The sequence below is a fragment of the Novipirellula sp. genome (assembly GCF_041583735.1).
Classification (GTDB): Bacteria; Planctomycetota; Planctomycetia; order Pirellulales; family Pirellulaceae; genus Novipirellula.
Window position 1 is genome coordinate 1 of record NZ_JBFHFD010000596.1, and the last position, 5412, is coordinate 5412.

The following is a 5412-nucleotide window of genomic DNA, read 5'->3' on the forward strand; positions in this document are numbered from 1 at the left end:
GAAACTCTTCCGCACATGCGAAATCAAGGATGGGGGCGGATCGTCAACGTCGCTTCGGTTGGTGGCAAACGAGCGGTGCCTCACATGCTGCCGTACGCGGCAAGCAAATTTGCTTTGGTCGGTCTTTCCAACGGTTTAAGAGCCGAATTGAAACAAGAAAATATCTTTGTCACCACCGCCTGTCCCGGATTGATGTGTACCGGCAGCCCTCGCAACGCGATCTTCAAAGGTAAACATCGCGAGGAGTATACATGGTTCAGCATCGGAGATTCGATTCCGGGGATGGCGATGAATGCGGAAACCGCAGCGAATCAAATTTTGAACGCCTGCCAACATGGACGCGGTGAAGTGTTCATCCGCAATCCGCTTAACTTCACCATTGCATTGCAGCAAATGTTCCCCGAGCTTACCAACGAGATGCTCGCGATCGCAGCTCGCGTACTTCCCGAGATGGGTGGGATCGGTCGCCGAGCGGCCAAGGGGCATCAAAGTGAATCGAATTGGTCGCCCTCGGTGCTGACCACGTTAACGCAGCGCGCCGCCGTACAGAACAACGAGGTTTAACAGGTCACCGAGACGCGATTTAGAATCGAATCACTTCAGATGGCTGCTGAAGTGCTGGCACATCATGCCATTTAACAGATGGGCGAGTTCGGGATCGTAGCGATGGCCGACGTCTCGCATGAAGGCATGTTCGCCATTGAATTCGTGCCAACTGAATCGCGTGCCTGCGGCGGTCATCGCGTCGTAGATCATGCGGCGTCCTTCGCCGGGGATATGAGGATCTTGGCGTCCCCAAACCATCATCATCTCGGCATCGATTTCGGGAATACGGTCCAGGCTGTCGTCGCACATCCCTTTGCCCAAACTGCGTTTGTGAATGTCGGTCGCGTAGAAACACACGGCGGCTTGCACCTGTTTGTTCATGGCGGCACGAAAGGCGAGATGTCCACCGAGACAGATTCCGGCGGTTCCGATCCGGCCGCTGCATCGCGAATCGTTTTGCAGAAAATCGATCGCAGCCCGCGCATCCGCATCGTAGCTGGCGAGTTCCTTGGTGGTCTTCAGAGTGTTTCCGCGTTCGGTCCCCACGGCGTCATAGGCAAACGCTTCACCGGGCTCGGTGAATTCGTGATAGACATCGGGAACGGCGACGATGAAGCCATGACCCGCGATCATGGCTGCGGTGCGGGCGATCGGTTCGGTCATCTGGTAGATTTCGGCGAACAGGATCACGCCCGGAAATTTACCGTCGCGATCAGGGCGAAACAGGTGCGTTCGCATTGATCCGTAAGGCGTCGTCAGATCTACATTTTCAACAGGTTTGATTCGCATTGCAGTTTTCCCAAATCGGCGAAAGACTGCGGCGATCACGCCGCACGTTTTCGCCATGATCATAGAGCATCGTGACAAACCGTGTCGATGGCGACCGCAAATCAGTACGATTGGACTTGCGCCGATGGAATCAATCCGTTGCCGACTGCGAGGGGCGCGATTGCCGCTCGCGGCTTTTCAATCGCCTTGACGGCCTTTGGACGTCGACAACCAAAGAACCCTCGCTGTTGGATCAACGCAGCCACTTCGGCTGGCACGTGCTCGGTCCAGCTTGGATCGCCCGATTGGATTTGCTCGAGGACTTCGCGCGAGAACGTGCCGAGGTGCTCGGGATTGTAGTCGTCAAGTTGTTCGATGCATCCCTTGTCGACCAAGTACTGATACAAGGTGCGAATTTCCTCGGCGATTTTCAGGTTGTCCACGGTAGTCAGTTCGCCCGATTTACGATCCAGCAACGGGTAAATATAGAGTTTCAGGTCGTTCTTGAATAAACGCCCGAACGACTCGAGGATGCCACCGTCGAGTTTGGTGTAATATTTTTCGTCGAATAACTCCACGAGGCTGGCGGCCCCCATCGTGATGCCAATTTTCTTTTTGGTATAGCGAGCTAAATAGGCGGCAAGCCGATAGTATTCGAAGTAGTCCGAAATCAGGACCGTCATCCCGCTGGCGGCAAGCAGATCCACGCGTGCCAGGAAGTCTCGCAGATCGATGTCTCCATTGGCTTGCAAATTTTTCATCGTGATTTCGGCAAGCGAGACGACTTCGCTCGCATCCACGTCGGCTTCGCCTTGGAATTTTTCTTTTGCCGCTTCAATCATGTCGACATTGACATTGGTAAGCGGACGGAAACTGCCGCGTTCGACCAGAATTGGCTTCTTATAAAGTACTTCGGAAGGCTGTAGCACTTCACCGTTGGCGGAAAACATCGCGGCACTGCTGAGTCCGAGTTGCACCAACCGCAGACTCATCACACGGTTGTCAACGTGACGGAACGCAATCCCCGAAAACTCGATCATGTCAATTTCGATTCGTCGTGTGCTCAAGTTATCAAGCAACGATTCGATCAATTGGTCGGGTTCATGGTTTAGAAAGAAGGCACCATACAGCAAATTGACGCCCACGATGCCGAGGGCTTCCTGTTGTAGCGCATTCTCGGTGTCCAACATGCGGACGTGAAGGATGATTTGGCTGTCTTGGTCGCGTGGATGGGCCTGGAACCGAATCCCCATCCAGCCGTGACAATCGTTGGTGCCATGAAAATTGCGAGCCGACACGGTGTCGGCAAACGCAAAGAAGGCAGTGGTATCGCCGCGACTTTCACGCAGACGCTCGAGGTTGAGTGCATGCTCGTGATCGAGCATGTCTTGTAGTCGTTGGCGGCAAACATAGCGTTCGCAATGACCATAGATCGCATCACTGACGGACATATCGTAGGCCGACATGCTTTTGGCGATCGTACCGGCAGCACCACCGACGCGAAAGAACCAGCGAACGACTTCCTGGCCGGCGCCGATTTCGGCGAACGATCCATAGCGACGTGCGTCCAAGTTCACCGCAAGTGCTTTGCGTTCTGTGTTCGGTCGTTCCGATAACATGCCCCGGTTCCTCTAACATGGCCCCAAAAATTACTGCAACGTATAGGTATGGATTACATAAAGCCTGCGGGCTGGGGAAATCGGTGCAATCTGATCGATTTCGTCGGTGGGGGATCCGTAGGGCTGACACAGGCGACACAATCGAGCCCCCCGCGATGAAGTGACGGGAGTTCATGAAATTTTGCCAATGCGCTCTTGCTTACGATCTAACGCATCCGATAATTGACAAAAGTGTTGCGATCGTGTCGCAACACGCCCGATGCAACCGAGTAATGACACTCGACGGCCAAGTCATGATGGCAAAGCATGATGGCCGACCACGGACAGTAATTTAGATGGCCCAACGGCAACTTCCTAGCGATGTCTCGCTCTTGGCATTTTTGCCGAGTCGGTGGCATCTTGCTTGTCGCCAACCTCTGATGCTGTTGATTTTCGTGGCGGCGTTTGTGCAGTTGATCCCGATCGGGATCAACCAGGATGCGGATCACGGTTCTAACATCGTATCGGGCATCGCGGATGTCAGAGCCGATGCGAAAGTGGCGATCGAGGTCGTTCGTCCCGTGGGCCACGGCGCCCAAGTACTCGAGGGTCGGACCGAGTCAGAAAAGACGCTCGGCGTTGGGTTTGCCTCGATTTCGCCGGCGAAATCTTCTTCGCAGTGGCATTGCTGCAGTTGCAACATCGTTTTGGACTCGGTGTCGGCAGCAACTCTCGTGAACTTGCACGTGCGATTGCAGATTTAAACGACCCGTTTGGTTCGTTTTTTCCTGTTATATCTTGCTTGCAATTGTTCTTTTATAGAGAGTCAATCTTATGTCTGCGCGCACACATAAACACACCCGAAATCAAACTCGATCCTTATCCTCGGCCGCGAAGTCCAAAAATGCGACCCCGCTGCATCCCGCAATCGCACGCGTTTCGAATCTGATTCGTCGCCGCGACTACCAAGCGGCCGCCGAGCTGCTTCGATCCGCAGGGCGTGACCCCTTGGTTCGCAACACCCTTGGTGTTTGTCTATTGCGGCTCGGGCATGTCGAAGAGGCATTGGCGGTATTTCGTCAGTTCGTGCTGACGCCGGGAAGTGTCACCGAGCGAGCCGACGTCAGCAACGCATGCAAACGCAACTTTGCCTTGGCGTTGTTGATGAAAGGGTCACCAAGCGGTGCACTGGATGTCATCAACGAAACACGCGAACCGAATCACCCGATGGCGATTCGTATACGTGATGCGGTCAAGACCTGGGAAAAATCACTGTCTTGGCTGCGGCGAATTGACTGGAAACTTAACCGCATCGAGCCGCCTCGATGTCAAGTTCCCATCGATTTTGAGCCGGGCGAGTTTGAATTCGAGTTTGAAACCGACACGGTTCAACGTCAATTTGACAAGCCAAGTGACAATTCGCTTGAGCTCGCCGTCTAGGTCCGGTCGGCAGCATGGATAAGTCGCGATAGCGAGGGCAGGAGATAGCCCCGGATGCGAGTCCGGGGACGACTGCCTGACGTTACTTCGCGACTAACCATTCGCGAATCAGAGAAACTGAAACATAGGACAACCTGCGATTGTTGTCTATAATTATTTGCGGATGACGCGGGGAGCGTTGTCAGTCGCCGAGTGGTGCATCGACTTTGCGAACGGTTCGCTGTCCGATGCGTGATTGCGTGTTTCCGCCGCCGATGAACAACCTTGACTTAACGCTCCATCTTTTCCTGCAGATTGCGGTAATCTTGTTAGTGTGCCGTGGCGTCGGATGGGTGGCGTCGAAATTTGGCCAGCCGCAAGTCGTGGCAGAGATGATTGCAGGGGTTGCGTTGGGGCCCTCGCTGTTTGGTCTTTGGTTGCCCGAGTGGCAGCAATCGCTGTTTCCATGGGATCCAACCCAAAGCACACGAGATTCACAGAGCTATCTGTATCCGATTTCTCAGCTCGGATTGGCGCTCTACATGTTCGTCGTTGGCATGGAGTTTCGCATCGATATTGTTCGCCAACATTTTCGCAGTTCGCTCGCCGTTTCGCTCGCGGGGATGCTGGTTCCATTTGCCTTAGGCGCGGCGTTGGCGTGGTTCTTTGTTCGTCATACGTCGATGTTCATGCCGCAAACCGGCATGATCGAAGCGATGTTGTTCTTGGGCGCATCATTGTGCATCACCGCGTTCCCGATGTTGGCCCGGATCATTCACACCAAAGGGCTCACGGGAACTCGGATGGGCACGGTCGCAATCGGGGCTGGGGCGATTGACGATGCTGCGGCTTGGTGTTTGTTAGCACTGGTGTTAGCCAGCTTTGACGACAATTTTTCGGTGGCATACTGGAGCATCGGCGGCGGGATCGCATTCGTATTGACCGCTGTGATCGTGATTCGACCACTGTTGAACCGATTGCTCGGTGGGATTCACGCCCATGGAGACTCGTTGCATCCGGCGGGTTTGGCGATCGCGTTAGCCTGCATGTCGCTCGGCGCTTGGTTCACCGACATGATTCA

General features: G+C 54.5%; 6 protein-coding genes. 4 read left to right on the forward strand and 2 right to left on the reverse strand.

The window, feature by feature from the left end; genetic code table 11:
• Window positions 1-564: SDR family NAD(P)-dependent oxidoreductase (locus ABX962_RS29085; protein ID WP_372724752.1), on the forward strand; the 564-nt coding region annotated here is incomplete at its 5' end.
• Between the two features lie 30 nt (window positions 565-594).
• On the opposite strand, the gene ABX962_RS29090 is transcribed toward ABX962_RS29085, so the two are convergent.
• Together ABX962_RS29090 and ABX962_RS29095 are read right to left on the reverse strand one after the other, a co-directional pair.
• Entirely contained in the window at window positions 595-1335 is a 741-nt protein-coding gene (locus ABX962_RS29090) for a dienelactone hydrolase family protein (RefSeq protein WP_372724753.1), read from the reverse strand.
• 101 nt (window positions 1336-1436) lie between these two features.
• A complete protein-coding gene (locus ABX962_RS29095; protein ID WP_372724755.1) occupies window positions 1437-2933 on the reverse strand; it encodes a TonB-dependent receptor in 1497 nt (498 codons plus the stop codon).
• Window positions 2934-3268: 335 nt separating this feature from the next.
• On the opposite strand from ABX962_RS29095, the gene ABX962_RS29100 reads away from it, so the two are divergent.
• The 3 genes from ABX962_RS29100 to ABX962_RS29110 all read left to right on the forward strand — a co-directional run.
• A complete protein-coding gene (locus ABX962_RS29100; protein ID WP_372724757.1) occupies window positions 3269-3676 on the forward strand; it encodes a hypothetical protein in 408 nt (135 codons plus the stop codon).
• A 70-nt stretch (window positions 3677-3746) separates the two neighbouring features.
• Complete coding sequence (locus tag ABX962_RS29105; RefSeq protein WP_372724759.1) at window positions 3747-4352, forward strand: tetratricopeptide repeat protein; 606 nt, start codon at window positions 3747-3749, stop codon at window positions 4350-4352.
• Window positions 4353-4579: 227 nt separating this feature from the next.
• On the forward strand, window positions 4580-5412 hold an 833-nt coding region (locus ABX962_RS29110; RefSeq protein ID WP_372724761.1), incomplete at its 3' end, for a cation:proton antiporter.

Coding starts and splice junctions, on each gene's coding strand:
- ABX962_RS29090 (WP_372724753.1), bottom strand. CDS start 1,335: ATGCGAATCAAACCTGTTGAAAATGTAGATCTGACGACGCCTTACGGA.
- ABX962_RS29095 (WP_372724755.1), bottom strand. CDS start 2,933: ATGTTATCGGAACGACCGAACACAGAACGCAAAGCACTTGCGGTGAAC.
- ABX962_RS29100 (WP_372724757.1), top strand. CDS start 3,269: ATGGCCCAACGGCAACTTCCTAGCGATGTCTCGCTCTTGGCATTTTTG.
- ABX962_RS29105 (WP_372724759.1), top strand. CDS start 3,747: ATGTCTGCGCGCACACATAAACACACCCGAAATCAAACTCGATCCTTA.